The organism is Pontibaca salina, assembly GCF_016307205.1.
Classification (GTDB): domain Bacteria; phylum Pseudomonadota; class Alphaproteobacteria; order Rhodobacterales; family Rhodobacteraceae; genus Pontibaca; species Pontibaca salina.
In genome coordinates, this window is record NZ_JAEIJD010000003.1 from 84906 (window position 1) to 109991 (window position 25086).

Here is a 25086-nt window from a genome sequence, read left to right on the forward strand (position 1 = left end):
GTCATATTTCCTTGCGCTCGAACAACCATGCGCCATCCTCGGCGCGCCGCCCCCGCGTGACAAGACCCTGATGGAGCAGGTGATTCAGGTGGGCCACGGACTCGACCAGTGCCAGACCGTATTCGCCCTCGCCAATGCGGCGCTTGAACAAGGGCGCAAAACATTCCGCGGCGGTTTTCGGGCAATCCAGATAATCCAGCAGACGCCGCAGCGCGCTGTGGTGGTTTTCAATCAACTGCCCCATGCGATGCGGCAACCCGGTGAACGGCAGCTTGTGCCCGCCCAGCGCCAGATGCTCCTCGCGCGCCAGACGCGACAGGCGCTCGCAGCTTTCCAGCCATTCGGCCAGCGGATCGGCCTGCGGTTCGGTCGCATAGACGCCGATATTGGGGCTGATCGTTGACAGGATCTGATCACCTGTGATCACCAGATTGTCATCCCGACTCCAGAAGGTCGCATGTTCCGGTGCGTGGCCGCTGCCTATGTGCACTTCCCAATCGCGCCCGCCCATGCGGAAGACATCGCCCTGTTTCACCCGGGTAAAGCCCAGCGGCATCGGTGCCACAACATCGGCAAAATTGAACGGACGCTGTGCCGCGCGCTTGTCATAGAAATCCCGGTCCATGCCGGCATTGCGGTAATAGGCCAGCGTCTCGGCGGGCCATTCGCCCTGTTCGTCCAGCGTCAACATCCGCGCGAACAGCCAGGCGGTGCGGGTGGTGACCAATTCCGCCCCATGTTCGCGCTGGAACCAGCCCGCCAGCCCGATGTGATCGGGATGGTGATGGGTCACCACCACCCGCCGCACCGGTTTACCTGCCAGCGTTCCGGCCATCAGCTTGGCCCAGATGTTGCGCGTCTTGCGGCTGTTGAATCCGGTATCGATCACGGTCCAGCCAGCGCCATCGTCCAGCGCGTAGACATTGACATGGTCAAGCTTCATCGGCAGCGGCAGACGCATCCACAGCACACCCTCCGCGACTTCGATCGCCTCACCCTCGGCGGGCGGTTCGGCCCAAGGGTAACGCAGCCCTGTCTTACCTGATTCGCTCATGTTCAGACCGCCAGTTCGTCGGTGCCAAGCGCAAATAACGCTTCGGCACCGCTCTGCACCTGTGCCAGCAGCCCGGCATGTTCGGGCAGCAGCGCGGTAATATAATAGCGCGCCAGCTTTTCCCGTGGGCCGCCCGGATCGGCCAGCGCCGCAGCCAGATGATAATGTGCACCGAGCACACGGGAGAAGGCGCGCAGATAAGGCACGGCCCCGGCAAAACGATCATTCATGTTGTTCTGCGCGACCAGCCATTCGGTCGCCCCGCGCAGGGCTTCGCCAGCCTGAAGGACGGGCTCGGCCAGATCGGACAGGCGGGCGCGGGCGCTTTCTGCATGGCGCTCGATCTCGTCTAACAGGCGAAAAGCCGCCGCGCCCCCGTCCGCCATCTTGCGCCCGACCAGATCCATCGCCTGAATGCCATTGGTCCCCTCATAGATCGGCAAGACGCGGGCATCGCGGGAAAACTGCGCCGCGCCGGTTTCCTCGATAAAGCCCATGCCGCCATGGACCTGCACGCCAGCATAGGCGACCTCATTGCCGATTTCGGTTCCAAAGGCCTTGGCAATCGGCGTCAGCAGCGCAGCGCGCGCGGCCCAGTCGGCTTTGCCCGTCGCCTTTTGCATGTCGATCGCCAACGCGCAGGCCAGCATGACCGCACGTGCGGCGAAGACATCCGCGCGCATCCCCGTCAGCATCCGGCGCACATCGGCGTGATCGATAATGGTGCCACTGGGCGTTTTGCCCTGCTTGCGCTCTTGCGCATAGTCCAGCGCTTGCTGAAAGGCGGCCTCGGCGATGCCGACCCCTTCACCGCCCACACCAAGACGGGCGTTGTTCATCATTGTGAACATCGCCGCCATGCCGCCATGTTCGGCTCCGACCAGCCAGCCGGTCGCGCCATCATAGTGCATCACACAGGTGGGCGAGCCGTGAATGCCCATCTTATGTTCCAAGCTGACCACCTTAAGCGCATTGGCGCGACCCGGCCTGCCATCTGCTTCGGGCAAGTATTTCGGCACCAGAAACAGGCTGATCCCCTTGGCCCCGGCCACCGCGCCGGGCAGACGCGCCAACACCAGATGAATCACGTTCTCGGTGAAATCATTATCGCCCCAAGTGATAAAGATCTTCTGCCCGCTGATCGCATAGCTGCCATCACCGTTCGGTTCGGCCTTGGTGGTCAGCGCGCCCACATCCGATCCGGCCTGCGGCTCGGTCAGGTTCATGGTCCCGGTCCATTCGCCGCTCATCAGTTTGGGCAGGTATTGCTGTTTCAACGCAGCGCTGGCGTGATGCTCTAGCGCCTCGATCTGGCCCTGCGTCAACAACGGCGCCAGTTGCAGCGACAGGCAGGCCGCCGACATCATCTCGTTCACCGCGGTGGTAAGGGTCATCGGCAGGCCCATGCCGCCATAATCCGGATCCCCACTCATTCCGACCCAGCCGCCCTCGGCGATGGCCTTGAACCCTTCGGCAAAGCCGGGCGGCGTGCGCACCACGCCGTTTTCCAGCCGCGCAGGGTTCAGGTCACCGACGCGGTTCAGCGGGGCCAGCACCTCCTCGCACAACTTGCCCGCTTCGCTCAGGATCGCGCTGATGGTCTCGGCGCTGGCATCTGCAAAACGTTCGGTCGCCGCGACCGACTCGTAGCCCACCACATAACGCAGCATGAATTCATAATCAGCGACGGGCGCACGATAGGTCATCGGTCGGATCCTCCTCATCTGGATCGGCAGGGAGCGGGCTTGGCAACCCGGCACGGCACCGTTAAGAAACATGATCCGGTCCCTATAGCAGACCACGCAGGCCGGTCCCACAACCAAAACGCAGCATTCCGCCATGCCCCAACCGCAAACTGAACTGCTTGGCACCGCGCAAGCCGATCTCGCCCGCGCCGCCAATCTGCTGGGTGAGGGCCGCTTGGTCGCCTTCCCGACCGAGACAGTCTATGGCCTTGGCGCCGACGCACGCAACGGCGTGGCGGTGGCGGCGATCTACGCGGCCAAAGGGCGGCCCGCCTTCAACCCGCTGATCGTCCATGTCGCTGATGCCGATGCCGCGCGCCGCTATGTCCAATGGAACGACATCGCCACGCGCCTTGCCGATGCGTTCTGGCCGGGACCGCTGACCTTGGTGCTGCCGCTGCGCGAGGGTCACGGGATTTCGCCACTGGCCACCGCGGGGCTGGAAACGCTGGCAGTCCGCGTCCCTGCCCACAAGTCGGCGCAAGGGCTGCTGCGCGCTTTTGACGGACCGCTGGCCGCGCCGTCAGCCAACCCATCAGGGCGGATCAGCCCGACAACGGCGGCGCATGTGCTGGCCGGTCTGGACGGGCGCATCGCGGCGGTAATCGACGATGGCCATTGCCCGGTCGGGCTGGAATCCACGATCCTTGCATTGGATGGCACACCCCGCCTGCTGCGTGCGGGAGGTATCGCCGCCGAAGCGGTCGAAGCATTGTTGGGCCAGAGTCTTGCCGCGCCGCAATCCCCCACTACGCCCAGCGCGCCGGGGCAACTGGCCTCGCATTATGCGCCGCAGGCTCAGGTGCGGCTGAACGCCAAGACCGCCCGCCCGGGCGAAGTGCTGCTTGGGTTTGGCGACATGGGCTGCGACCTCAACCTGTCGCCCGGCGGCGATCTCATCGAAGCGGCGGCTAATCTGTTCGGGCATCTGCACCAGCTTGATGCAACCGGTCGCCCGATTGCTGTTGCGCCGGTTCCCGATCACGGGTTGGGCCGCGCGATCAACGACCGCTTGCACCGCGCCGCCGCGCCACGGGATTAAGCCCGTCCTGCCGCAGCCGACAAGGTCAGGGGATCGACCCCGAGCAGCTTCAGCGCCGCCTCCCATTTTTCATGATCCGGGCGGGAGAAAAGCAACTCGGCTTCGGGGTCGGCGGTCAACCAGCCGTTCATAGCGATTTCGCTCTCGATTTGGCCCGGTCCCCAGCCGGCATAGCCCAGCATCATCAGCGCCCGTTCCGGCCCCTTGCCCACGGCGATATCCTCAAGAATATCGATCGTTGCGGTCATGCTCAGCCAATCATTGATCGTCAGCGTCTGCAGGTTCGAGACATAATCGCTGGAATGCAGCACGAATCCGCGACCGGTTTCCACCGGTCCGCCGAAATGCACCGTCATGTCGCGGCTGGGCGGGTCCGGCACGATGTCGAACTGATCCAGCAAATCCGACAGACGCACGTCGCTTGCCGGCTTGTTCAGAATCAGCCCCATCGCGCCTTCGTCATTGTGGCTGCACATGACAACCACCGAATGTTCAAATCGCATATCTCCCATTCCGGGCATCGCGATCAGCAATTTGCCGGTCAGGTCCATCATACTTCGCCTATGTTCAAATATTTATCTTTTCAGCATGACCGTGCAGACCCGGCCATGCAAGAGCCATGTCCGACATGATTTGGAACAGCCGGCGTGAATTACAAGCCAATGACCCGAACGTGACTTGTCCTTCATGGCGCAGAAGCGCATCAATAGCGCATGATTAAGACATCATCCCTTGTGCTCGCGCTTGGTGTGGCGGTAGCCCTGCCGATGCCCGCCCCGGCGCAAACCGGCACCGAAGAACTGGTGCAGGTTGGAGTGCTGGATGGCGGTGTAACCGAACGCGGCACCCAGATGGCAGCGCTGGAACTGACGCTGGCCGAGGGCTGGAAGACCTATTGGCGCGCCCCGGGCGAGGCCGGTATCCCGCCGCGGTTCGATTGGCGCGACTCACATAATGTCGCGGCTGTACGGATCCATTGGCCGACGCCAATCGTGTTCGATCAAAGCGGGTTCCAGTCCATCGGTTATGAATCGCGGCTGGTTCTGCCGGTCGAGATCACGCCCGCGAAACCCGGCAACCCAGTGCGGCTGTCGGGCCGGATTGAGCTGGGCATCTGTCGCGACATCTGCATTCCCGATTCTGTCACCTTCGACAGTGCACTGGACCCGAAGGCCGCGCGCAATCCCGCCATTGCCGCCGCATTGGCACAGCGTCCCTATTCCGCTGCCGAGTCGGGCATGCGTAAAACCACCTGCCGGATTGCCCCCATCGACGGCGGCGTCCGCCTAACCGCGCAAATCACCATGCCCCCGACCGGCGAGCCCGAGGTCGCGGTGATCGAACCCGGCGACCCGGCGATCTGGGCCTCGCAGACGCAGCACACGCGGGCGGGGGACGTGCTGACCGCGACCACAGACCTGTATCATGAGGGCAATGGCGGGTTCGCGCTGGATCGCTCGGCCATCCGCATCACGGTTCTGGGCCGTTCCCGCGCCGTCGACATCATGGGCTGCGCTGCACCGTGAGCACATCTGTCACGCCACTTCTTGCTGCGCTGGCAGTGGTGCAGCGCGGCGACCGTTTTCTGCTCGTGCGGCGCGCCCATCAGCCTGACCGCGGATTATGGGGCTTTCCCGGCGGCCATGTGGAACCGGGCGAAACAGCACTGCAGGCCGCCATGCGCGAACTGCACGAGGAAACCGGCCTGCGCGCCGATCCGGTCGAATATCTGACCAATATCGATGTGATCCGCCATGATGAAAACGGCGCACTGGCGGTGCATTACCTGTTGGCGGCGGTTCTGTGCGAATACCGCGCGGGCACGCCGGTCGCCGGGGATGATGCCTTTGACGTGGCCTGGATCTCGCTGGAGACATTGCGCGCGGGAACGCTGAAAACCAGCGCCCGCGTCGCGGAACTGGCCGAGCTGGCGTCTAATCGATTCGCTCAGCTACGGCGCCGCGCCAGTCTCAGCATCGAGACCAGATAGACCCCCAAAACCAGCAGCGCTGCACCGCAGAGGAACAGCACCAGCCCCGCTTGCATCGGCGCCAGCCCCGGCAGCGCCCAGCGCAAAGCCGTCGGCAATGTGCCGGCCAACAACGGCCAGTGCATGGTCAGCCCCAACCACAGCGCCATTAGCGTCAGCGCCAGCCCCACAGTGCCGCGAATCACCCTGCTGCGCAGGCCGCGGCGCAATGCAATCAGTGGGCGGATCAGATCATTCTGCGCGGCCACTAGCGCGGGGACCAGTAACAGCACCAGCACCATGCCAAAACCCAGTCCATAGACCAGCGTGATCACCGTCGGTTTCAAAAACTGCGCTTGCTGGCTTTTCTCATACAGGAGCGGCATCAGGCCCAGCACCGTGGTCAGCGTGGTCAGCATCACCGGGCGCAGCCGGTCTGCGGCAGCGTCGACAATCGCCGGAATCAGCCCGCGCGTCTTCGCGTATTCGTCTATGGTGCTGACCAGAACGATGGAATCGTTGATGATGATTCCGCTCAATCCCAGCAGCCCCACCACCGTGAACATGCTCAGCGGCACCTCCCAGATGTAATGGCCCCAAATCGTGCCGATCAGCCCGAAGGGAATGACCGCCATCACCACCAGCGGCCGGGTCCAGCTGGCAAACACCCAGGCCAGAACCAGATAGATGCCCGTCAGGCACAGGATCAGCCCGGTCAGCGCGTCGGACAGAAAATCGCTCTCCTGCTCGCTCAGCCCGGCCAGCCGCCACTCCACCTGAAGCTCGGCGGCAAGTTGCGGCAGAATCTCGGTTTCCAGCGCTTGCATGATCTCGGCGGCGCGGGCGGGGTTGTCCTCGGACAGGTCACCGGTCACCGAAATCACCCGCAGCCCGTTCTCGCGCTGCACTGTGGAAAACCCGGTGCGCCGCGCGACGCTGACAATATCGGCCAGCGGCACATGAGCCCCCGAGGCCGCGCGCAGATAGGTGCGGTCAAGGAAATCCGCGGTCTGTTCGTTTTCTGGCAGTTCCACGCGAATCGCGGCGCTGCGCCGTCCGGCGGGATAGGTCGCGGCCTCGATTCCGTTCAATCGGGCGCGCAGCACACGGCTGAGGCCCTCCATGTCAAAACCCAACGCCTGCCCTTGTGGTGTCAGGTCAAGGATCAACTCCTCCTTGTCATAGGGCAGATTGTCCTGCAGCCCCGAAACCTCTTGGTAGCGCATCAGGGCGGTTTGCAGGTCCAGACTGGCGCGTTTCAGCGTGTCCACATCCGCGCCATAGAACTGCACGTCCAGCGCATCGCCCCCCGGCCCCGACCGCCAGCCGCGAAAGCTGACGGTTTCGACCATCGGGTGCGGGCGCACGCGCTCCTGCAATTCACCGACAAAAGCGAAACTGGAATAGGGGCGCAAATCGGCGTCGATCAGTTCGATATTGATGCCGCCTAAAAGGTCGGCATCCTTGTTTTCGGCCCCCGACAGGCCCCGGCCCGCATTACCGCCGATCTGCGCCATCACGTATTCCAGCGGGTTGGTGCCATAACGCGCCGCGTATTCGCCGCCCAGTTCCTCGGCTGCGCGCTGCATTTCCTGCATCATCGCAAGGCTGTCGGCGCGGGTGGCTCCCTCGACCATGGCGAAATCGCCGGTCACCGAGCCGCGCTCGGGCGCGTTAAAGAAGCGCCACTGCACCTGCCCGGAAACCAACAACGCAATCTGGCTGGCCAGCACCAGAATGAGCGCCCCCATGACCACGTAACGGGCCGTCACGACCCAAGCCATTAGCGGGCGGAACAGCGTGTCGCGGAACCAGCGAAAACCTCGATTGACCTGCCGGTTGGGCCAATCATACCAGTGCTCGCGCGCGGAATGGGCGATGGCGTGGCGCAGGTGGTTCGGCAGGATCAGGAAACATTCCACCAGCGAGGCCAGCAGCACGGCGATCACGGTAAACGGCACATCGGCGATCAAGTCGCCAAACCGACCGCCCACCGCCGTCAGCCCAAAGAAGGCCAGCACCGTGGTCAGCGTCGCCGCGACCACCGGCATCGCCATGCGTCGTGCTGCATTTTCGGCAGCGACCACCGGAGATTCGCCTAGCCGGCGGGCGCGAAAATCGGCGTGTTCGCCCACCACGATGGCATCGTCGACCACGATCCCCAATGTGATGATCAGCCCAAAGAGCGACACCATATTGAAAGTCAGTCCGACCGCATACATCAGCGCGATCGCCGCGAACATCGCCGCCGGTATCCCCACCGCCACCCAGAAAGCAATGCGCGCATTCAGGAACAGGAATAGCAGCACAAGAACAAGGCCCAAGCCCATCAGGCCGTTTTCCATCAAGATGTTCAACCGCCCCGAAATCGCCTCGGCACGGGTGCGGATCAGCTCCACCGTGACGCCCTGCGGCAGACTGGCCTGCAGTTCCGCCACGACCTTTTCCACCGTTTTCTGGATCGCGATGGCATCGCCCGCATTCGAACGATCGACGCGTATTGCCATCGCCGGATCGCCGCCAACGTAATAAGCCCGTTCGCGGTCGACGCCCTCAACACGCACCCGCGCCACATCATCAATGGTCAGCGTCGACCCATCGGAATTGCGGCGCAACACGATGCCGGCGATATCGAAGGGCGCGCGTTTTTCGGTGCCGGTGCGCACGCGGGCATTGGCGCCACTCACATCGCCGGCCGGGTCCGCATCGACCTCGGCCCGGATCGCAGCGGCGATCTCGGTCATGGTGACGTCATGGGCGATCAGCTTGACAGTCGGCACCTCGACCACGGTTTCGGGCGCGGCCAGCCCCTGGATCGTCGTGCGCGTCACCCTGGCCGCGAACAGCCGCGTCACCAACTCGTCTGCGAACTGGCCCAGTTGCTGCGGCGCGACCGGTCCGGTGATCACCACATCGGTCACCCGGTCGCGCCAGCTGGCGCGGCGCACGGCGGGTTCTTCGGCCTCTTCCGGAAATTCGGTGATGGCATCAACCGCCGCCTGTACATCATCGGTGGCGCGGCCCATGTCCCAGCCCGGTTCGAAATCCAGCGCAATGCTCGCCCGCCCCTCGCGCGCGGTGGCGCGAGTTTCCTCGACCCCGTCCACCGCCTGGAGGGTCGGCTCCAGCACCTGCACGATAGCGCTGTCCACATCCTCGGGCCCAGCACCATCCCAGAGCACGGTGACATTCACGCTGTCGACGATCACGTCGGGAAAGAATTGTGCACGCATGTTGGGGATCGCCGCCGCGCCCAGCGCCAACATCAGAACCAGCAGCAGGTTGGCGACGGTGCGGTGGCGCGTGAAATAGGACAGCAGCCCTTCCGCCTTGCCGGGAATATCGCGCATGGCCTACCCCCCGCGCCGGTTCTCGATGCGTCGGATCAGCGCAACCGGTACGCGTGCCGCGTCGAGCTGCGCCAGCAACCGCGCCCTTGCCTCGTCCGGCAAGGTGCCGTCCCCCTGCACCAGCGCGACCAGTTCCGCGCGCCGCTCCTCGGTCAGGTCCAGCATCACCTGCTCATCGCCCAGCGCCGCCTCGTCGCGCAGCGGGCGCACACGGATGCCCTCGCCCAGCAGCGGCGTACGCCCGATCACGACCTCCTGACCAGCCAGCCCGGCACCACGCAATAACACCTCGTCGCCCTGCCGGCGCAGCAGCGTGACCGCAAGCGCGCGCAAACGATCCTCGCCATCCAGCACCAGCACCGTGCCGCTGGCGGCGTCATAAGAAGACGCGGGCAGGCGCACGACATTGTCCAAGGGCGGTTCCTGCACCGCAACGGTGACGAAATCGCCGGGCTTGAAGCCCCGCGCATCCTCCAGCCGCGCAAAGATCAATCGCCCCGACTGACCCTCGCCGGTGGCGGCACTGTCGCGGCTGATCTTGCCGGTAGCCATAAATTCAACTCCCGCCGCATCCAGCGTGATCGCCACCGGAGCCGCGATCAGCCGCCCCGTATCGTCCAGCAGCCGCGCATATTGTGCGGTCGAGACCCGAAACGCGACCTCAAGCGCATCCGTATCGACCAGCAGCGCCAGTTGCTCATTGGGCGTGACCAGTCGCCCCTCGACCAGCCGGACCTCGGACAAGGTGCCGTCGAACCCGGCGGTCAGTGTGGTCTCGTCCAGTTGCCGCCGCGCCTCGTCCAGTGCGATTTCGGCGCGCGCCTGCCGGGTGGCGGCCTGATCTACGCGCGCCTCGGCCTGCGCCACCGCCTGCCGCCGCGACAGCACCGCCAGCCGCGCCGCCGAAGCCGCCAGATCAGCGGTTTCAACCAGCGCTGCGCTGCCAACGCCCCGTTCCTGCAAATCATTCTGCCGCGCCGCCGCGCGCTCGCGCAGCTTGGCCTGATCCTGCGCCGCCGCCAATTCGGCACGGGCCAGTTCCAGCCCGCGTTCGGCATCGCGCACTTCGAACCCGGCATCCATCAAATCGCTTTCGGCCCGGTCCAGCGCCGCCTGTGTATCGGCGGGATCGATACGCAGCAGAACCTTCCCCTTGCGCACGACACCGCCCTCTTCAAAGGCGTCGGCCAATTCGATCACCCGCCCGCCAACCGCGGCGCGCAATTCCAGCGTGCGGCGGCTTTGCACCGCACCATAAGCGTGCAGGATCGGCGTCGCCGTGGCGGATGTCGCGGTCTGCAGGTTGACCGCAAACACCCGTTCGCGCGCGGGCGGCGTTTGCGGCGCCGCACCCAGCCGGGTCTGGATCGCCGATATCACCACCTGCCCGGCGTAAAGCAGCAGCGCCAGCGTCACACCCGCTAGAAAGACGCCAAACAGACTTTGCCTTAGAAATCGCATGCGTAAATCGCCCTTGGGCCGCAACGGTGCGACCGATAAAACAGCCTAACGCGACAAGGCGAAATGCCAAATCACAAAGGTATCAACGCAGGCGCAATTTATTTCCGTCGCAATTTCTCATCAAGACGCGGCATTATTTCGACAAAGTTGCAGGGTCGGTGCCGATAATCCAGTTGCTGCGAGAGTATCCCCTCCCACGCATCCTTGCAGGCGCCGGGGCTGCCGGGCAGCGCAAACAGATAGGTGCCGCCCGCAACTCCGCCGGTCGCGCGGCTTTGAATGGCGCTGGTGCCGATCTTTTCCATCGAGATCATGGTAAAGGCAGTGCCAAAGGCGTCGATCTCTTTCTCATAGACATCCCGATGCGCCTCGACCGTGATATCGCGCCCAGTGAGACCGGTGCCGCCAGTCGAGATCACCACGTCAACGCCGTCATCGGCGATCCAGTCGCGCAGTTGCGCCACGATCTGTTCGCGGTCGTCGATAATGATCTTGCGATCCGCCAGAATGTGCCCTGCAGATGTCAGCCGGTCCACCAGCACCGCCCCCGAGCGGTCCTGCTCCAGGGTGCGGCTGTCGGAGACCGTCAGGATGGCGATGCGCACAGGAATGAATTCCCGGCTTGCGTCGATACGCGACATGTTTCAAGTCCTTTCCAGAATCGCCAGCCGAATGGCCAGCGCGGTGAAGATTGTGCCGCTGGCATAACCCAGATAGCGCGCGACGCGCGGATTGCCCACAAGGCGGCGGCGGGCGCGACCGGCAAACAGGCCGACCAATCCGTTGATCACCAGCCCACCAAGCGACAAAACCGCGCCAAAGATCAGAAACTGCGCCCAGATCGGCCCGGCCCCCGGCACGATGAATTGCGGCACGAAGGCCAGCACGAACAGGATGATCTTGGGGTTGGTCAGGTTCACCAAAAAGCCGGTGCGAAACGCCCGCCCGGTACCGGTGTCGGAGATGGTTCCTTCGGCCCTGACCCCGCGGAACGCGCCCCAAGCCAACCACAACAGATAGAAGACGCCAATCCAGCGGATCGCATCAAACAGCCACGGCAGCGCCGCCACTAGTGCGCCAAGGCCCACGCCGGCCAGAACCACATGCGCCATCACCCCGGCGGACACACCCGCACTGGCCGCCAGCGCCGCAGGCGGTCCGGCGCGCAGCCCCTGCCCCAAACAGAACATCATGTCCGCCCCCGGCGTCAGGTTCATCGCCAGCGCCGCAGGGGCAAAGGCCAGCAGGATCAGCGGATCAACCATCGCGCAACCGCGCCTGCAAGGCCAAGAGGTCTGCCCAGGTCTCGCGCTTGGCGATCGGGTTGCGCAGCAGATAGGCCGGGTGCAGCATCGGCAGCACTGGTCGGCCCAGCGCCTCGTGCCAGTGCCCACGCAGCCGCGTGATGCCGGACTTGTCCAGAAGCGCCTTGGTGCTGGTATTGCCCATCACCACGATCACTTCGGGCGCGATCAGCTCGATATGGCGGATGACAAAGGGCAGCATCATCGCGATTTCCTCACCCGTGGGGGTGCGGTTCTGCGGAGGCCGCCAAGGCAGCACGTTAGTGATATAGACATTGCTTTCACGCGACAGGCCAATCTCGGCCAGCATCCGATCAAGGAACTGCCCCGCCTGCCCGACAAAGGGGCGCCCGGCGCGGTCCTCCTCGCGGCCCGGTGCCTCGCCGACGATCACCACGCGCGCTGATGGCGTACCGTCGGCAAAGACCAGATTGCGCGCGCCTTTTTTTAGCTCGCAGCCGTCAAACGTCGCCAACGCCGCGCGCAAAGCGTCCAGCGTCCCGGCCCCCTTTGCGGCCTTTTGTGCGGTTTCCACGGGCGACTCGACAGGATCGAGCACCGGCACGGCCAGTGCCGCCTGCCGCGCCTGCCGCCCCCAGGGGTTGGCCTCGGGCAGCGCATAGCGGTCCACCGGCATATCGCCGATCGGGTCGATCGCGCCCATGTCGCACTGCCATTCCAGCAGCGCGCGCGCCATATCAGGATGAAGGTTCGATTCCATTGCGCCCATACTACCTGACCCGCTGCCAAGGGAAAGCCACCGCAGCCGCGTCAAAACGCTTTGGGTACACCATCCCTGCCGCTAAACTGGGCGCGAAGGAAACCCGATGCGCCGCGCTCTGCTCCTGCTGGTCCTCTGTCTGATTGCGCTCGCGCCCGTCCCCTTGGGCGCGCAAACGCAGTTCGGCACCGGCGGCGTGGGCAAAGACTGCCCCATCGGTACCATCCGTTGCGGGCTGACCACCTGCTGCCCGCTGGGCGCGCGCTGTGCCTTTGACGGCAAGTGTATCCCCCTAGGGCACAGCTATTGCGGTGGCGGGCGCAGCTGTCCACCGGGCTTCATCTGCAAGCAGAACGGCACCGGATGCGAACCGCCCGGTGCCAGCAAATGCGCCCGCGGTCAGGTCTGCCCACCCGGCACCACCTGCGGACAAGCCGGAAACTGCGTTGCGCAGGGGCGGATCGATTGTGGATTGGGGCGCAGCTGTCCGACTGGCACCCAATGCCTGCCAACCGGCGGCTGTTCGCGGCTGGGGGCGAAGAAATGCGATACGGGCTCGGTCTGCGATGCCGGTTTCAAATGTTCATTGATCCGGGGCTGCGTGCCGCAGAACGCCACCGATTGCGGCAACGGGCGCTGGTGTTTGCCGGGCAGCCTGTGCATTGCGGATGGCGACTGTTCGCAAGCGGGCGCGACGCGCTGCGCTGGCGGCACGCTCTGCACACCCGGCACCACCTGCACCGCCAAGGGCGATTGCAAGCCGACGAAGCCCAAGGCACGCCCCGAAGGACAATAGTGTTGCGGTTCCATCCGGCTTCTTGACAGCACGCTCTATTGCCCCGCAGGACGCCGGTTCCTATAACCGCCACGAACCACGCCGGAGCCTGCCGCATGACCTTTGCCCATCGTCACCTTCTGGGGATCGAACACTTGGCCCCCCATGACATCACGGCGATTCTCGATCTTGCGGAATCCTATGTCGAGATGAACCGCCAGCCTGCAAAACATTCCGACGTGCTGGCGGGGCTGACCCAGATCAACATGTTCTTCGAGAACTCCACCCGCACACAGGCCAGTTTCGAATTGGCAGGGCTGCGGCTGGGCGCGGATGTGATGAACATGGCAATGCAGGCCAGCAGCGTGAAAAAGGGCGAGACCCTGATCGACACCGCCCTGACCCTGAACGCCATGCGCCCCGATCTTCTGGTGGTGCGCCACCCGCATTCCGGCGCGGTGGACCTGCTTGCACAAAAGGTGAAATGCGCGGTGCTGAACGCCGGCGACGGGCGCCACGAACATCCCACCCAGGCCTTGCTTGACGCGCTGACCATCCGGCGCGCCAAGGGCCGCCTGCATCGCCTGTCAATCGCGATCTGCGGCGATATTGCCCACAGCCGCGTGGCGCGCTCTAATATCCTGCTGCTTGGCAAGATGGAAAACCGTATCCGCCTGATCGGCCCGCCGACGCTGATTCCCGCCGGTATCGACGAATTCGGGGTCGAAGTTTTCGAGGACATGCAGCAGGGTCTGGCCGATGTTGATGTGGTGATGATGCTGAGATTGCAGAAAGAGCGGATGGATGGCGGCTTCATCCCATCCGAACGGGAATATTACCACCGTTTCGGGCTGGATGCCGAAAAGCTGGCGCTGGCCAAGCCCGACGCCATCATCATGCACCCCGGACCGATGAATCGCGGCGTCGAGATCGACGGCACCTTGGCCGATGACATCAATCGCAGCGTAATTCAGGATCAGGTCGAGATGGGCGTCGCCGTGCGCATGGCGGCGATGGAACTGCTGGCGCGCAACCTGCGTTCGGGACCGGAAGGTGCGGCATGAGCGATATAATCGCGATACCCGAGAACGAACGCGGCGTGGTGCGGATTTTCGCGCTCGATATGCCGCCCGAGCGCGCAAAATTCTTGCGTGAACCGGGCGCGGCGGCGCAGGTGCTGGGGATCGATGCGCTCGATCCGGCACATGTCGAAATATTCCCGCTGTCCGATCTCGATGAGCTGGGTCTGGCCGGCTATCTGGCCGAAGGGCTGGGCGTGCCGGCCGCGCAGCTTGATGTTGATCGCGCCCGGCTGAACGCCATCACCGGCTGGGTGATGATCCTGCGCAGCCCGGCGTTTCAGGACACCCCGGCCCGCCTGTCCCCGGCCCAAGAATTGACCCTGATCGCCAGCTATACCGAAGAGGGCACCGACTGGAGCGACAGCGGTCCGATCCCGACCGAAAGCGCGCGCATCGGCTCGGGCCCGCCACCACAGTCGGGGGCACAATCGCGGCGCATTGGCGCCTTGGGTATTGCCGGGGTGCTGCTCGTGCTTGCCATTCTCATCTTGTTGGTGATCCTGCTGTGAACGCTGACAAGATTCGTTTTCCGCCCAGCCGCGAGGTCTATCTTCGCAGCCACGCTAAATTGGCCGCCCTTGCGATGGCCGGCGCGATGTTCGTTTTGTGGCTAATGGATGACCCCAACATCTGGGTCGGTGCGATTGCCGGATTGGGTGCCATCGCGGTGCGCGGCTGGTACATGCTTTCAGAGGAAATGACAGCGGTCTGGGAGCTGGATGCGAACGCGCTGCATGGCCCCGCTGAACGCCACGTGCCGCTGGCCCGGATTGCCCGCCTGCGCCGGATCGGCAGTTTCGTGCAAATCATCACCGATGGCGGCGACAAGCATCTGATCAAATTTCAATCCGATCCCAACGCCACCATAGAGACCATAGAAAGGGCGCGCGCATGACCGTCACCCTGTTCCAGAACGCTCGCCTGATCGACCCCGAGGCGGATACCGACGCGCCCGGCCACCTGCTGGTGCGGGACGGAAAGATTGACGAAGCCTTACCAGAAAACATCGAATTTGAATCAATGTTTCGCGCGCGAAACATAGCGCCCGAGACTGTCACCGTCATCGACTGCAATAATCGCTATCTTGCGCCGGGCATCGTCGATATCGGCGTCAAGGTCTGCGAACCAGGCGAGCGGCACAAGGAATCCTATCGCTCGGCCGGGTTGGCCGCAGCAGCGGGCGGCGTCACCACCATTGTCACCCGCCCCGACACGACACCCGCCATCGACACGCCCGAGACGTTGGAATTCGTGCGCCGCCGCGCGAACGAGGCGGCACCGGTCAATGTGTTGCCAATGGCCGCGCTGACTAAGGGCCGCGAAGGCCGTGAGATGACCGAGATCGGCTTCCTGATGGATGCCGGTGCGGTGGCCTTTACCGATTGCGACCACGTGGTCAGCGATACCCGCGTGTTTTCACGCGCGCTGACCTATGCGCGTTCGCTCGGCGCATTGGTGATCGCACATCCGCAGGAGCCGGGTCTGTCGCGCGGGGCCGCGGCCACCTCGGGCAAGTTCGCCTCGCTACGTGGCTTGCCGGCCGTCTCGCCGATGGCCGAACGGATGGGGCTGGATCGCGACATCGCGCTGATCGAGATGACCGGGGCGCGCTATCACGCCGACCAGATCACCACCGCCCGCGCCCTGCCGGCCCTGAAACGCGCCAAGGCCAACGGGTTGGATATTACCGCCGGGATCGGCATCCACCACCTGACGCTGAACGAATTCGACGTCGCGGATTACCGTACCTTCTTCAAGCTCAAGCCGCCGCTGCGCCCGGAAAGCGACCGTCAGGCGGTGATCGAAGCCCTGCAGACCGGCCTGATCGACATCATCAGTTCGATGCACACGCCGCAAGATGAGGAATCAAAACGCCTGCCGTTCGAAGAAGCCGCCAGCGGTGCGGTGGCACTGGAAACCCTGTTGCCGGCGGCACTGCGCCTGTATCACAGTGGCCAGATCAGCCTGAATGCGCTGTTCCGTGCGCTGGCGCTGAACCCGGCGAAACGGCTGGGGCTGGACTCGGGAAGGCTGGCGGCAGGAGCCCCCGCCGATCTGGTGCTGTTCGATGCGAATGCGCCCTTCGTGCTGGACCGCGCCACCCTGAACAGCAAGTCGCGCAACACGCCATTCGACGGTGCGCGCATGCAAGGCCGGGTTCTGGCCACCTATGTGGCCGGTCAGGCCGTCTACCGGAGAGAGTGATGCCGCCTTTTGAAACCTCCGCCATATCGCTGATCCTCTGGGCGCTGGCCGGCTACGGGCTGGGCTCGATTTCCTTCGGGCTGATTCTGGCGCGGCTGATGAACCTTGGCGATCTGCGCACCATCGGCTCGGGCAATACTGGCGCGACCAATGTGCTGCGCACCGGCAGCAAAAGCGCGGCAGCGCTGACCTTGCTGCTTGACGCGGCCAAGGGCGCGGCGGCGGTTCTGCTGGCGCGCGTCTTCGCCGGAGAGGACGCCGCGCAACTGGCTGGTCTAGCGGCCTTCTTTGGCCATTGCTGGCCGGTCTGGGCCAGATTTCGCGGCGGCAAGGGAGTGGCGACATTTCTTGGACTCTGGCTGGCTCTGGCTTGGCCGGTGGGCGTGGCCTGCTGCCTGACATGGGCGGCAACGGCGGCGCTGACCCGCATCTCCTCGGCCGGCGCGCTGGGGGCGGCGGCGGCGTCGATCGTCTGGGTGCTGGTTCTGGGCCCAATCAATGCGCTGGTGCTTGCGGTTGTGCTGGCGGCGCTGGTGTTCTGGCGGCACAGCGCCAATATCGCCCGCCTGCGCGATGGCACCGAACCGCGGATCGGGCAGCGGGACTAAGCCACCCCTTTCAACGGCTCTTGATCCACCTATATAGCAGCGGTATCCCACCTGCGGCAGACAAAGGAATTCCATGGCCCTCGGATCGAAACTCGCGTGGGACGACACCGTCCTACCCTTCCAACTTGACGCATCGGATATCCGCGGCCGCGTGGCGCGGCTGGATGGCGTGTTGGGTGGCATTCTGAAACAGCACGACTATCCGCCACAGGTCGAAGCGCTGGTGGCGGAAGTGGCGCTGCTGACCGCGCTGATCGGCCAGACCATCAAACTGCGCTGGAAACTGTCGCTCCAAGTGCAGTCGAAAGGCGCAGTGCGGATGATCGCGACCGATTACTTTGCCCCCGCCAGCGAGGGCGAACCGGCCCGTATCCGCGCCTATGCCAGTTTCGACCGCGACCGGCTGGACGATGGCGCGCCCTTCGATCAGGTCGGCGAAGGCTATTTTGCGATCTTGATTCATCAGGGCGAGAACATGCGCCCCTATCAAGGTATCACCCCGCTGGTCGGGTCGAGCATACGCGCCTGCGCCGAGGCTTATTTCGCGCAGTCCGAACAGTTGCCGACACGGTTTTCACTCAGTTTCGGACAGGCCCGCGAACCGGGCAAGGACAGTTATTGGCGCGCGGGCGGCATTATGCTGCAACATATGCCCAAGGCTTCGCCGCTCATGGCCAATCGCGAGGGCACCGGCGAACTGGTGTCGGCAGAGGATCTGCTGGATGGCGATGCGGTCGAAAACTGGGGCCGCGTCAACATCCTGCTCGACACGGTCGAGGATCTTGAACTGATCGGCCCAACCGTGCCGCCCACGGACCTTCTGGTGCGTCTGTTTCACGAGGAACAGCCGCGCGTATTTGACGCCCAAGCGGTGCGCTTTGGCTGCACCTGTTCCGAAGATCGCGTGCGCCAGAGCCTGTCGATCTATTCCGCGCGTGACATCGAGAAAATGACCACCGAGGATGGCCGCGTAACCGCCGATTGCCAGTTCTGCGGCGCACATTACGACCTGGACCCGGCGACGGTGGGTTTTGACAACGATATATCGGATGCCAAATGACACCATTGCAGCCCTGCGCGCGGCTTTGGCGCATGACGGCGCCGAAACCTCGGATTTCGACCTGAACCCCGAGACCGTCCTGCCCCCCGAACGCGCACTGCTCCCCGCCGGGGTGCTGGTGCCGGTGCAATTTGGCGATGGCGCGCCGCGGGTGATTCTAACCAAACGTTCCTCGGCGTTGAAACATCATCCCGGCCAGATCTCGTTTCCCGGCGGCAAGCAGGACGAAGACGATGCCGATGTGACCGCCGCCGCCCTGCGCGAGGCGCATGAGGAAATCGGCCTGCCTTACGGGCTGGCGCAGGTGCTGGGCCATCTGCCGGCCCATGAAACGGTCACCGGGTTCCATGTCACCCCGGTGATCGCCGCCATCGCGCAACCCTTCGACATCGTGGCGGAACCCGGCGAGGTCGAAGAGGTGTTCACGGTACCGCTGGCACATCTGCTGGATCCCGACAACTTCCTGATCGAGTCGCGCCGCTGGCGCGGCAGCCGGCGGCATTATTTCACGGTGCCTTACGGCCCCTATTACATTTGGGGCGCCACCGCGCGGATGCTGCGCGCGCTGGCTCAGCGGATGGAGACATGACCCGGATCACCGACCCTTGGCTGAAAACCCCGGCGACGCAATCGGTCTGCGCGCTGATCGAAGCCGGAGGCGCGCAGGCCTTATTTGTCGGCGGCTGCGTGCGCAACGCGCTGCTGGGCGTGGGTGTCAGCGATATCGACATTGCCACAGACGCGCCACCAGAACGGGTGATCGAACTGGCGCGAAAGGCGGGCATCAAGACGGTACCGACGGGGCTCGACCACGGTACGGTGACGCTGGTCGCCGACGGGCTGGCGCATGAGGTGACAACGTTTCGCCGCGATGTGGCCACCGACGGACGCCGCGCGGTGGTGGCGTTTTCGGGCGATGTGGCCGAGGACGCGGCGCGGCGCGATTTCACCATGAACGCGCTTTACGCCCGCCCCGACGGGACGGTGATCGACCCCTTGGGCGCAGGGCTGGACGATCTGCACGCGCGCCGCGTCCGCTTCATCGGCGCGGCATCCGACCGCATCCGCGAGGATTACCTGCGCAGCCTGCGCTATTTCCGCTTTCACGCCTGGTATGGCGACCTGGATCAGGGCTTCGACCCCGAGGCGCTGTCGGCCATCGCGCAGAACCTCGACGGGCTGTCTCAGCTTTCAGCGGAACGGGTCGGGGCCGAGATGCTGAAACTTCTGGCCGCGCCTGACCCGGCGCCCTCGCTCGCGGCGATGCGCTCGACCGGGGTGCTGGGGCAGCTTCTGCCGGGGGCGGATGACCGCGCGCTGGCCCCGCTGGTGCATCTGGAAACCCAAGCCGGGATTGCGCCCGATTCGCTGCGCCGTCTGGCTGCGCTTGGGCCGGTTGATGCCGAGAACAAGCTGCGTCTGAGCCGCGCCCAGCGCAAACGGCTGGAGCAGATGCAAGAGGCGGCAAGCGGTCTGATGGCAGCGGCCGAATTGGGTTATCGCCTGGGCGAGAGCGGTGCCTGCGACGCCCTGTTGCTGCGCGCGGCATGGAGCGAACAGCCGTGGCAATCAGAGTGGCAGGGCGCTGCGGCGCGCGGGGCCGCGGCCGAGTTTCCCCTCACGGCCAAGGATCTGATGCCGCGCCTTACCGGCCCCGCTCTGGGCGCGCGGCTTGCGGCGCTGACGCAAGAGTGGATCGATTCGGGCTTTGCCCTTGACCGCAAAGAACTGCTGGCCCGCATCTGATCTCCTGTTCCCGGACATGGGTTGGGATTATACCGGGGGGCGAGATGTTCCGCTTTTTTGAGCAGATGGTGAACCCTTACGGGGATTACACGCAGGACGACCGCCCGCCAACACGGGTCGGGCCGTTCCTGCGCGCCTATGCGCAGCCGTTCCGGCGCGTGTTTTTCTGGGCCGGGCTGCTGTCTGTCGTGGTCGCGGCAATCGAGGTCGGGCTGATCTATTACTTGGGGCGCGTGGTCGATCTGCTGGGTGGCGACCCGGCGCTGTTCTGGGCCAATCACCGGGTGGAGCTCATTGCCGTGGCGCTGTTCATCCTGTTTTTGCGCCCGCTGCTGCATATGTTGAGCGTGCTGTTCCTGAACAATGCGATCCTGCCGAATTTCGGCACGCTGATCCGCTGGCGCGCGCACAAACATGTATTGCGCCAATCGGTCGGCTGGTTCGAAAACGACTTTGCCGGGCGCATCGCCAACCGGATCATGCAAACCCCGCCGGCGGCGGGCGAGGTGATCTTTCAGGTTTTCGACGCAATCTCGTATTCGCTGGCCTATGTCATCGGTGCCGCGATCCTGCTCAGCGCAGCGGATTGGCGGCTGATGGTGCCGCTGGCAATCTGGCTGATATTCTACGGGCTGCTGGTGCGCTGGACCGTCGCCCGCGTCGGCCCGGCATCAAAGGCGGCATCCGATGCGCGTTCGACCGTGACCGGGCGGGTGGTCGATGCTTATACCAATATCCATTCGGTCAAGATGTTTGCCCATCACGACCGTGAACTGGACTATGCAAAAGAGGCAATCGAAAACACCCGGCGCACCTTTGCCACGGAAATGCGGATCTATACCCTGATGGATATGGCGCTGGTGGGCTTGAACGGCGGGCTGATCGTCGGTGTCGTGGGCTGGGCGCTCTGGCTGTGGATGCAGGGGCAGTCCAGTGTCGGCACGGTGGCAGCAGCGTCGGCGCTGACCTTGCGGCTGAATGCCATGACCGGTTGGATCATGTGGGCGCTGACCACGTTTTTCCGCCAGTTGGGCGTGGTCGCCGAAGGTATGGAAACCATCGCCCAACCCATCGCGCTGGTCGATGAGCCGGGGGCGCAGCCGCTGCACCTGCACCGCGGGCGCATCGACGTGCAAGCGGTCTCGCACCATTACGGGCGCGGCGCGGGCGGGCTGGATGATATCAGCCTGACCATCGAACCGGGCGAAAAGATCGGACTGGTTGGCCGCTCGGGGGCGGGAAAGTCCACCTTGGTCAAGCTGTTGCTGCGCTTCTACGATCCTGAATCGGGGCGCATCCTGATCGACGGTCAGGACATTACCCAGGTGACGCAGGATTCTCTGCGCCGCCAGATCGGCATGGTGCAGCAAGACAGCGCGCTGCTGCACCGCTCGGTGCGTGACAATATCCTTTACGGCCGCCCTGACGCCAGCGCGGCCGAGGTAATCGCCGCCGCCAAACAGGCCGAGGCACATGCGTTCATCCGGGATCTGTCCGATCCCGAGGGGCGGCGGGGCTATGACGCCCATGTCGGCGAGCGCGGCGTGAAACTCTCGGGCGGACAGCGCCAGCGCATCACGCTGGCACGGGTGATCCTGAAAGATGCCCCGATCCTGCTGCTCGACGAGGCCACAAGCGCACTGGATAGCGAGGTGGAGGCCGCGATCCAAAGCACGCTTTATGGCATGATGCAGGGCAAGACAGTGATTGCCATTGCGCATCGTCTCTCTACCATTGCACATATGGATCGAATTCTGGTGATGGATCAGGGCCGTATTGTCGAACAGGGCAGCCATGACGCGCTTCTGGCCGAAAAGTCCCTCTATGGGCAGTTCTGGTCCCGTCAATCGGGCGGATTCCTGAATCCCGGGGCGGCGGAATGAAGATTGGGAACCTGATCGACGCCTTCCGCCCCGCCGAGGGGCAGCCGCCGGTCACGCTGCTGGCGTTTTTCCGCTGGTGTCTGGCGGGTGCCTGGCCGGCGCTGTGGCTGGCGGCGCTGTTCTCTGCCGCTGCTGGCGCGATGGAGGCCCTGACCGCACTGATCCTTGGGCTGGTGATCGACGCCGCCGCCGCCAGCGGGCCGGAGAGTTTCTTTGACGGCACGAACACCATGCTGATCCTGAGCGCTATCGCGTTCTTTCTGATTGCGCGCCCGGTCCTGTTCGGGTTGTCGGCAGCGTCGAACTCGATGGTGGTGCAACCCAATGTGCTGCCACTGGTGCTGTCGCGGCTGCATCGCTGGACCTTGGGTCAGGCGGTGACTTTCTTTGACGATGATTTCGCCGGGCGGATCGCGCAAAAACAAATGCAGACCGCGCGGGCTGTGACCGATGTCGCCGCCGAGGTGATCAATGTGGTCGCCTTTGCCTTGGCCTCGCTAATCGGTTCGCTGGCCTTGCTGGGAGCGATCGACTGGCGCGTGACGCTGCTGTTTCTGATCTGGCTGGTGGCGTATTTCATTTTGATCGCGGGCTTCCTGCCGCGCATCCGCAAACGCGCCGGGTTCCGCGCCGGGGCGCGGGCGATGGTGTCGGGGCAAGTGGTCGATACGGTCACTAATATCAAGACGGTCAAACTGTTCGCCCATGACGATCACGAGGACCGCGCGGCGTTGGGAGCGATGGACCATTACCGCGAACGTGCGCTGGATTTCGGGCGTCTGGCGGCGCTGTTTCGGCTGTGCCTGATGACGCTGGCGGGGCTGTTGCCGGTATTGCTGATCGGGGCGACGCTGCTGTTGTGGCAGCGCGGTCTGAGCAGCGCCGGCGATATCGTGGCGGCTGGCACCATCGCCATCCGCATCTCGCAGATGACCGGTTGGGTCAGCTTCACCCTGATGGCGATTTACTCTAATGTCGGCGAGGTCGAGGACGGCATGAAGACCCTGACCCCGCGCACCCGGCTTTACGATATACCCGACGCGCCAGAATTGCAGGTACCCGGTGCCAAGATCGTTTTCGATGGTGTGACCTTCACCTATGGGCGCGAGGTGGGCGGGGTGCAGGACATAAACCTGACCGTCGCGCCGGGCGAAAAGCTGGGCATCGTGGGAGCCTCAGGAGCCGGAAAATCGACGCTGGTGGCGCTGCTGCTGCGGCTATATCACGGCGAACAGGGCCAGATCCGCATCGACGGGCAGGATATCGAACAGGTCACGCAAGAAAGCCTGCGCCGCAAGATCGGCATGGTCACGCAGGAAACCGCGATGTTCAACCGCTCGGCCCGCGACAACATCCTCTATGGCCGTCCCGATGCCAGCGAAGACGAAATGATCGCCGCCGCGCAAAAGGCCGAGGCGCATGAATTCATCGTGACCATGCAGGACCACAAGGGCCGCCGTGGTTATGAGGCGCATCTGGGCGAGCGCGGGGTGAAACTGTCGGGCGGTCAGCGCCAGCGGATCGCGCTGGCCCGCGCCATCCTCAAGGACGCGCCGATACTGGTGCTGGACGAGGCCACGAGCGCGCTTGATTCCGAGGTCGAGGCGGCGATACAGACGGCGCTGCACCGGGTGATGGAAGGAAAGACCGTGTTGGCCATTGCACACCGCCTATCGACGCTGTCGGAAATGGACCGGATCATCGTGATGGACGAGGGCCGGATCGTCGAAAGCGGCACCCATGCCGATCTATTGGATCGCGGTGGCCTTTACGCCCGTTTCTGGAACCGTCAATCCGGCGGCTTCATCCGGGCCGAGGCGGCGGAATAGATGCGCGAGACGGTGACGATCGAGCGGCTGGGCCACAAGGGCGCCGGGGTTGCGCCAGGGCCGGTCTTTGCGCCGCGCTGCCTGCCCGGGGAAACTGTCAGCGGCGAGCGCGACGGCGATCGGTTGACCGATATCCGCATCGGCACACCCGCGCCCGAACGGGTGACGCCGCCCTGCAGGCATTATCGCGCCTGTGGCGGTTGCCAGTTGCAACATGCCAGCGACGGGTTCGTTGCCACTTGGAAACAGCAGGTTGTGCACACCGCCCTGAGTGCGCAAGGGCTGGAAACCGCGTTTCGCCCGATCGTGACCTCGCCGCCGCTGTCGCGTCGACGGGCGACATTCGCGGTGCGGCGCACCAAAAAAGGCACGCTTTGCGGGTTTTACGGGCAGGCTTCCGAGGTGATCGCGGATATTCCCGATTGCCTGCTGGTGCTGCCCGAGGTTCTGGAAGGGCGTGCGGTGGCTGCGGCGCTGGCGCTGGCCGGGGCCAGCCGCAAGGGCGCGCTGGCGGTGACGGTCACGGCCTCTGATAACGGACTCGATATATCGGTGAGCGGTGGCAAACCGCTGGATGGTCCGCTGCGCGCTACGCTGGGCGGAATTGCCGCAACGCAGGGTCTGGCCCGGCTGACTTGGGAAGGGGAAACCGTGGCGCTGGCGGCCCCGCCGGTGCAGCAATTCGGCGCGGCACGGGTGGTGCCGCCGCCCGGTGCGTTCCTTCAGGCCACGCGCGAGGGCGAGACCGCACTGCTGAGTGCGGTGCGCGAAATCGTCGACGATTCGGCGCGCGTGGTCGATCTTTTTGCCGGGTGTGGTACGTTCTCGCTGCCGCTGGCCACGCGCGCCGAGGTCCACGCGGTCGAGGGCGCGACCGAGATGCTTAAGGCGCTGGATCACGGTTGGCGCAATACGCCAGGGCTGAAAAAGGTCACCACCGAAACGCGCGATCTGTTCCGCCGCCCGCTCAGACCGGACGAACTGGCGCATTACGACGCCGCGGTTCTGGACCCGCCCCGGGCCGGAGCCGCCGCGCAGATCGCCGAATTGGCGCAGGCGCGACTGCCGGTTATCGCCCATGTCTCGTGCAATCCGGTCAGCTTTGCCCGCGATGTGCGGCATCTGGTCGATGCGGGTTACGCGCTGGACTGGGTGCAGGTGGTAGACCAGTTCCGCTGGTCGGCGCATGTCGAACTTGTCGGGAAACTGCGCCTGATTCGGTGATTTGCATTCCCTCAACCGCTGTTTCACC

Annotated in this window: 23 protein-coding genes; 15 read left to right on the forward strand and 8 right to left on the reverse strand. The window is 64.5% G+C overall.

Annotated elements, in window-relative coordinates; translation table 11 throughout:
- Position 1 precedes the first annotated feature (1 nt).
- Together JAO82_RS05385 and JAO82_RS05390 are read right to left on the reverse strand one after the other, a co-directional pair.
- Positions 2-1054, reverse strand: coding sequence for an MBL fold metallo-hydrolase (locus JAO82_RS05385; RefSeq protein ID WP_198685340.1), 1053 nt, complete (start codon positions 1052-1054; stop codon positions 2-4).
- A gap of 2 nt (positions 1055-1056) precedes the next feature.
- Complete coding sequence (locus JAO82_RS05390; RefSeq protein WP_198685341.1) at positions 1057-2760, reverse strand: acyl-CoA dehydrogenase; 1704 nt, start codon at positions 2758-2760, stop codon at positions 1057-1059.
- Between the two features lie 133 nt (positions 2761-2893).
- On the opposite strand from JAO82_RS05390, the gene JAO82_RS05395 reads away from it, so the two are divergent.
- Positions 2894-3841 carry an L-threonylcarbamoyladenylate synthase gene (locus tag JAO82_RS05395; protein WP_198685342.1) on the forward strand — a complete coding sequence of 316 codons (948 nt, stop codon included), beginning with the start codon at positions 2894-2896 and terminating at the stop codon, positions 3839-3841.
- On the opposite strand, the gene JAO82_RS05400 is transcribed toward JAO82_RS05395, so the two are convergent.
- Entirely contained in the window at positions 3838-4392 is a 555-nt protein-coding gene (locus JAO82_RS05400) for a YqgE/AlgH family protein (RefSeq protein ID WP_198685544.1), read from the reverse strand. The two genes, JAO82_RS05395 and JAO82_RS05400, sit on opposite strands and share 4 nt — an antisense overlap.
- A gap of 162 nt (positions 4393-4554) precedes the next feature.
- Between JAO82_RS05400 and JAO82_RS05405 the strand changes: the two genes are divergently transcribed.
- Entirely contained in the window at positions 4555-5367 is an 813-nt protein-coding gene (locus JAO82_RS05405) for a protein-disulfide reductase DsbD domain-containing protein (RefSeq protein WP_198685343.1), read from the forward strand.
- The gene (locus JAO82_RS05410) at positions 5364-5831 is read left to right on the forward strand and encodes an NUDIX hydrolase (RefSeq protein ID WP_332872490.1); all 468 of its coding nucleotides are present in this window, start codon (positions 5364-5366) and stop codon (positions 5829-5831) included. The genes JAO82_RS05405 and JAO82_RS05410 overlap by 4 nt, the downstream gene beginning before the upstream one ends.
- Here JAO82_RS05410 and JAO82_RS05415 read toward each other — a convergent pair.
- The 5 genes from JAO82_RS05415 to JAO82_RS05435 form a co-directional block, all read right to left on the reverse strand.
- Positions 5789-9160 (reverse strand): efflux RND transporter permease subunit, encoded by a 3372-nt coding sequence (locus JAO82_RS05415; protein ID WP_198685344.1) that lies wholly within the window; start codon positions 9158-9160, stop codon positions 5789-5791. The genes JAO82_RS05410 and JAO82_RS05415 overlap by 43 nt on opposite strands.
- A 3-nt stretch (positions 9161-9163) precedes the next feature.
- Positions 9164-10621: an efflux RND transporter periplasmic adaptor subunit gene (locus JAO82_RS05420; protein WP_198685345.1), complete on the reverse strand. Its 1458-nt coding sequence runs from the start codon at positions 10619-10621 to the stop codon at positions 9164-9166.
- A gap of 98 nt (positions 10622-10719) precedes the next feature.
- Positions 10720-11262 carry a molybdenum cofactor biosynthesis protein B gene (gene moaB / locus JAO82_RS05425; RefSeq protein ID WP_198685346.1) on the reverse strand — a complete coding sequence of 181 codons (543 nt, stop codon included), beginning with the start codon at positions 11260-11262 and terminating at the stop codon, positions 10720-10722.
- Between the two features lie 3 nt (positions 11263-11265).
- A complete protein-coding gene (locus JAO82_RS05430; protein ID WP_198685347.1) occupies positions 11266-11886 on the reverse strand; it encodes a LysE family translocator in 621 nt (206 codons plus the stop codon).
- Entirely contained in the window at positions 11879-12646 is a 768-nt protein-coding gene (locus JAO82_RS05435; protein WP_198685348.1) for a uracil-DNA glycosylase, read from the reverse strand. Before JAO82_RS05435 ends, JAO82_RS05430 begins: the two co-directional genes overlap by 8 nt.
- A gap of 106 nt (positions 12647-12752) precedes the next feature.
- On the opposite strand from JAO82_RS05435, the gene JAO82_RS05440 reads away from it, so the two are divergent.
- The 12 genes from JAO82_RS05440 (at position 12753) to JAO82_RS05495 (ending at position 25058) form a co-directional block, all read left to right on the forward strand.
- Positions 12753-13442, forward strand: a complete 690-nt coding sequence (locus tag JAO82_RS05440; RefSeq protein WP_198685349.1) for a scavenger receptor class F, member 2 — start codon at positions 12753-12755, stop codon at positions 13440-13442.
- A gap of 95 nt (positions 13443-13537) precedes the next feature.
- The gene (locus JAO82_RS05445; protein WP_198685350.1) at positions 13538-14485 is read left to right on the forward strand and encodes an aspartate carbamoyltransferase catalytic subunit; all 948 of its coding nucleotides are present in this window, start codon (positions 13538-13540) and stop codon (positions 14483-14485) included.
- The gene (locus JAO82_RS05450) at positions 14482-15012 is read left to right on the forward strand and encodes a hypothetical protein (protein ID WP_198685351.1); all 531 of its coding nucleotides are present in this window, start codon (positions 14482-14484) and stop codon (positions 15010-15012) included. Before JAO82_RS05445 ends, JAO82_RS05450 begins: the two co-directional genes overlap by 4 nt.
- The gene (locus JAO82_RS05455) at positions 15009-15398 is read left to right on the forward strand and encodes a hypothetical protein (RefSeq protein WP_198685352.1); all 390 of its coding nucleotides are present in this window, start codon (positions 15009-15011) and stop codon (positions 15396-15398) included. Before JAO82_RS05450 ends, JAO82_RS05455 begins: the two co-directional genes overlap by 4 nt.
- Positions 15395-16708: a dihydroorotase gene (gene pyrC / locus JAO82_RS05460; protein ID WP_198685353.1), complete on the forward strand. Its 1314-nt coding sequence runs from the start codon at positions 15395-15397 to the stop codon at positions 16706-16708. The genes JAO82_RS05455 and pyrC overlap by 4 nt, the downstream gene beginning before the upstream one ends.
- Positions 16708-17316, forward strand: coding sequence for a glycerol-3-phosphate 1-O-acyltransferase PlsY (gene plsY / locus JAO82_RS05465; protein ID WP_198685354.1), 609 nt, complete (start codon positions 16708-16710; stop codon positions 17314-17316). The genes pyrC and plsY overlap by 1 nt, the downstream gene beginning before the upstream one ends.
- A 73-nt stretch (positions 17317-17389) precedes the next feature.
- Positions 17390-18376, forward strand: a complete 987-nt coding sequence (gene hslO / locus JAO82_RS05470; protein ID WP_198685355.1) for an Hsp33 family molecular chaperone HslO — start codon at positions 17390-17392, stop codon at positions 18374-18376.
- Positions 18366-18965 (forward strand): CoA pyrophosphatase, encoded by a 600-nt coding sequence (locus JAO82_RS05475; RefSeq protein WP_198685356.1) that lies wholly within the window; start codon positions 18366-18368, stop codon positions 18963-18965. The genes hslO and JAO82_RS05475 overlap by 11 nt, the downstream gene beginning before the upstream one ends.
- Positions 18962-20122, forward strand: coding sequence for a CCA tRNA nucleotidyltransferase (locus JAO82_RS05480; protein WP_198685357.1), 1161 nt, complete (start codon positions 18962-18964; stop codon positions 20120-20122). Before JAO82_RS05475 ends, JAO82_RS05480 begins: the two co-directional genes overlap by 4 nt.
- A gap of 44 nt (positions 20123-20166) precedes the next feature.
- Positions 20167-22005 carry an ABC transporter ATP-binding protein gene (locus tag JAO82_RS05485; RefSeq protein WP_198685358.1) on the forward strand — a complete coding sequence of 613 codons (1839 nt, stop codon included), beginning with the start codon at positions 20167-20169 and terminating at the stop codon, positions 22003-22005.
- A complete protein-coding gene (locus tag JAO82_RS05490) occupies positions 22002-23834 on the forward strand; it encodes an ABC transporter ATP-binding protein (protein WP_198685359.1) in 1833 nt (610 codons plus the stop codon). The genes JAO82_RS05485 and JAO82_RS05490 overlap by 4 nt, the downstream gene beginning before the upstream one ends.
- Positions 23835-25058 carry a class I SAM-dependent RNA methyltransferase gene (locus JAO82_RS05495; RefSeq protein ID WP_198685360.1) on the forward strand — a complete coding sequence of 408 codons (1224 nt, stop codon included), beginning with the start codon at positions 23835-23837 and terminating at the stop codon, positions 25056-25058.
- The last annotated feature ends 28 nt before the right edge of the window (positions 25059-25086 follow it).